This window comes from Paenibacillus eucommiae (assembly GCF_017874215.1).
Taxonomy (GTDB): domain Bacteria; phylum Bacillota; class Bacilli; order Paenibacillales; family NBRC-103111; genus Paenibacillus_AI; species Paenibacillus_AI eucommiae.
Genome location: NZ_JAGGLB010000073.1, coordinates 1 through 3,222, shown reverse-complemented (window position 1 = coordinate 3,222; position 3,222 = coordinate 1). Strand labels below are relative to the sequence as shown.

Here is a 3,222-nt window from a genome sequence, read left to right as displayed (position 1 = left end):
ATCATATGACAAGTAAACATCACACAGCGGTTTGATTTCATTATTTTCCATGATAAACTCAACTTGCTGATAAACATGGAGGACCTGAGCACGTTGGGTTTCAAAATCGGGATCGCGGCGCTGCAAGTAATAATTGATTTTATGAGGCTGGATTTCCATGGAGGATAGCAACTTTGAAACACTGCCGGGAGCCAATTTTTTTAAACATATATGACCTTGATCCTCTGCATTCTTTTGAATATGGCTAGATAGTAATCGAGTCGTCCAAACTTCATAAGAATATCCAAATTCTTTAGGCTTCTGACAAGCGAGTTCAACGATCCAGGCTTTAGCTTCATCTGTTATTTCGGAAGGTCGCCCTGGTCGTTTTCCTTCTTTCAGTGCGACCTCAACACCATATTCAAGCGCTTTGTTGACGCATCGATTCACTTTAGTAGCCGTTGTTTGTAATACGTCCGCAATTTTAGTAATGCTTAAACCTTCTGAATAATGAAGTAACATGCGAGCTCGCTCGACTCGGCGAAACTCTTCTGTTCGTGCTTGACTGATTCTTTTGAGAAATTGCTGGTCTTCCTCATTTAAAATTAGCTTTTCTTTCGTTGATTTAAATGGCATGGTATCTCTCCGTTCATTCTCTTTCTTAGAGTATACCACAATTTCTATATAATGTCATTATTTTGGAATCAGTCTACTAGATCAAAATGAACCTTTGCTCGCTTTCCAGTACGGTATCTTACGTTGTTCAGTTGGAAAAATTCCTTTAAATAGGCATTCACTCTTTCGACGGATGATCTTTGTTTAGCAATCTCTTTCCATGATGCAGAACCACGCGCTGGAGCACTATACTTTCTAAGGTCTGTCGTGATCTTCATTTTGAATATCTTCTGGCAAAGCGAGTCGTGTGTTAGTGGACAGGTTTCACATTCTTTCGGTCGAACATATTTTATCGTTTCATACTTCGAATCATAACTATCATAGCGGTAAGAATGTTCTCGAACACAGGTGGGAGCAAAATGTTCATCAAACCCTTCGATCTGAGATTCTCGTCGTCGGTTGTAAGCAATGTTAGCTTGAGCACCTGCTTCTCGAATTTGCTTGTAAATGGGTTCATAATCATAGCCTGCATCCAACGTAGCATACTTGAATTTATAATTTGAATGCTTTGATGCGATTCCTTTTAACAGTGGAATCGCCGCTTTCCCATCATTTAAACTTCCCGAAGAAAGTAGAGCTCCAAGGATATACTGGCTTTGTGTTCCGACCGCTAAATGGCCTTTGTAACCATACCAGAATACGTTTTTGCCTTTACTGTTTCTCTTGATCCCCCATTGTGGATCAAGGGGAATGCAATCTCTCAATATATCATAAGATTCATCCAATTGCGCTGCTATTTCTCTTTCATAGATGGGCTTTCGATCCTCTTCCTCTTGTTTTTGTTTGATCCAGGCTTCACGTTCGTGCTTAGGTTTACGCCCTCGTTTTTTAGGTTCAGGCTTAGCTTGATCTTGTTTTTCCGGTGCCTGATCTCTCGCTTCAATGTGAGTGGCGTCGATGGAAATCGTATCATCTTGAATAAAACCTTCTGCCATAGTGCTTTGTAACAGCTTTTCATGAATATCTTGCAGGACCGAGCTGTCACTTATTTTCTTCACCAATCTGGAGAAGGAAGCCTCCGATGGAATCGGTTCAGAAAGCTGAAATCCACAGTCTAGACGAAACCCGATATCCGTGTTCAGCCTTTTGACTAAATCCTTAATCGTTGGAATTCTTTCGACAATCCGAGCGATTAAAGAATAAATCATGGATGAACAATCGATTTGTACCGGGGCACCATAACGTGACTTTTTACTGACCAAACGTTGTATGGGAGTGATGTCCACCGTTGAGAAGATAGCTTCAAATCGATGTCTTTGTTCAAGTTCATAAAGTTCTTGCAGGGAAAACAAACTCTCGTGTCGAATAAATGGCATAGGAGTTCACCTCTTTCTCTTGGTAAAGTTTCGTCACTATACCTATTCGAGATTTAGGGAGGTACTCCTTTTTCTATGCCCGACAAAGTCAGTCATATCAATGCTTGTGATTTATGAAATTGATTCAGCTTATGAAATCATTTATAATATGGGGATAGGCACGGGAAATTAATTCATTCCCTTGCAGAATTCACAATTACAATTTTTCTTTAATTTGTTTTATAGTCAATCCTTCTTCTTCTTTCATTACACGAATTTCCTCAAGTCGCTTAAGAGCTAATTCACGTGGGTATTTTCTTATCAGTCTAATATCCTCTTGCTCAAATGGGATCATACCCTCTTCCGTGTAATATTTAATGGTACTGTATCGAACTTTAGAAAGTTCAACCAATTCGCTGATACTCACATACTCTAATGATAAAATTTTATCTGAACTTCTTTTTCGCCCCATATTTTTCTCCCCTACATTAAGCCTCCATATATTGGACAGCCTTTTCAACAGCTCTAATTTTTTTTAAAATGTCCTCGTTACGCAATATCTCAAGTTTTTGCTTTAAAGTTTTTTGTTCGTAATCAGAAAAATAATCGTTTAGCATTTTTTTTACGTTTAAAAAAAATACTAAGGCTAACGTATGTTCTTCTACATTCCCATGTTCCAATAACTCAGCTCGAATTTTCTCCACTATGTGGTTCCGTGTCTTTGCTACATCCGAATATTTTTTTACTGGAACAACAAATAAAACTTCCGTATTTTCAATTTCTAGAATTCCTTTTTCTACAAGGCTTTCTACAACTATTTTATAAACTTCTCTTTGTTTAAAGATGTGGTTGTAAAAGTAATTAACCCACTTCTTTAGCTTCTTTGGTTTCTCATCGTTCATAATTTCAAGTAATCTGTCAAGATACTTTTCACCTGTGGATTTTGAGTTAGAAATTCTGACAGTATCATCGTCTTCAAATGTAACGTTGCCATTTATAGAAAGTTCCACTATACAAGCCATAACTGTGTACAAGGCAACATGCTGACGAAAAATAGACTTAAGTTTATTGGTTTCACGATCTAATGCAAGTAAGACAAACTCTTGGGGAATTGATAAATTTTTTAACATGATAGTATCACCCTTTCGAATACTTAATACTTAATACTTACTACTTAATACTTACTACTTACTACTTACTACTTACTACTTACTACTTACTACTTACTACTTACTACTTACTACTTACTACTTACTACTTACTACTTACTACT

Annotated in this window: 3 protein-coding genes and 1 pseudogene; all 4 read right to left on the bottom strand. The window is 37.4% G+C overall.

The genetic code is table 11. The features are described 5' to 3' along the window. The coding region (locus J2Z66_RS42255) for a helix-turn-helix domain-containing protein (RefSeq protein WP_209980114.1) at positions 1-615 on the bottom strand (615 nt) is incomplete at its 3' end. Positions 616-689: 74 nt separating this feature from the next. Beyond that, positions 690-1,970, bottom strand: a pseudogene (locus J2Z66_RS42250) (transposase); the annotation flags it as partial. 196 nt (positions 1,971-2,166) lie between these two features. Next, positions 2,167-2,421 (bottom strand): MerR family transcriptional regulator, encoded by a 255-nt coding sequence (locus tag J2Z66_RS42245; protein ID WP_209980109.1) that lies wholly within the window; start codon positions 2,419-2,421, stop codon positions 2,167-2,169. A 16-nt stretch (positions 2,422-2,437) separates the two neighbouring features. Beyond that, positions 2,438-3,079, bottom strand: a complete 642-nt coding sequence (locus J2Z66_RS42240; RefSeq protein WP_209980107.1) for a GOLPH3/VPS74 family protein — start codon at positions 3,077-3,079, stop codon at positions 2,438-2,440. Positions 3,080-3,222 lie beyond the last annotated feature (143 nt).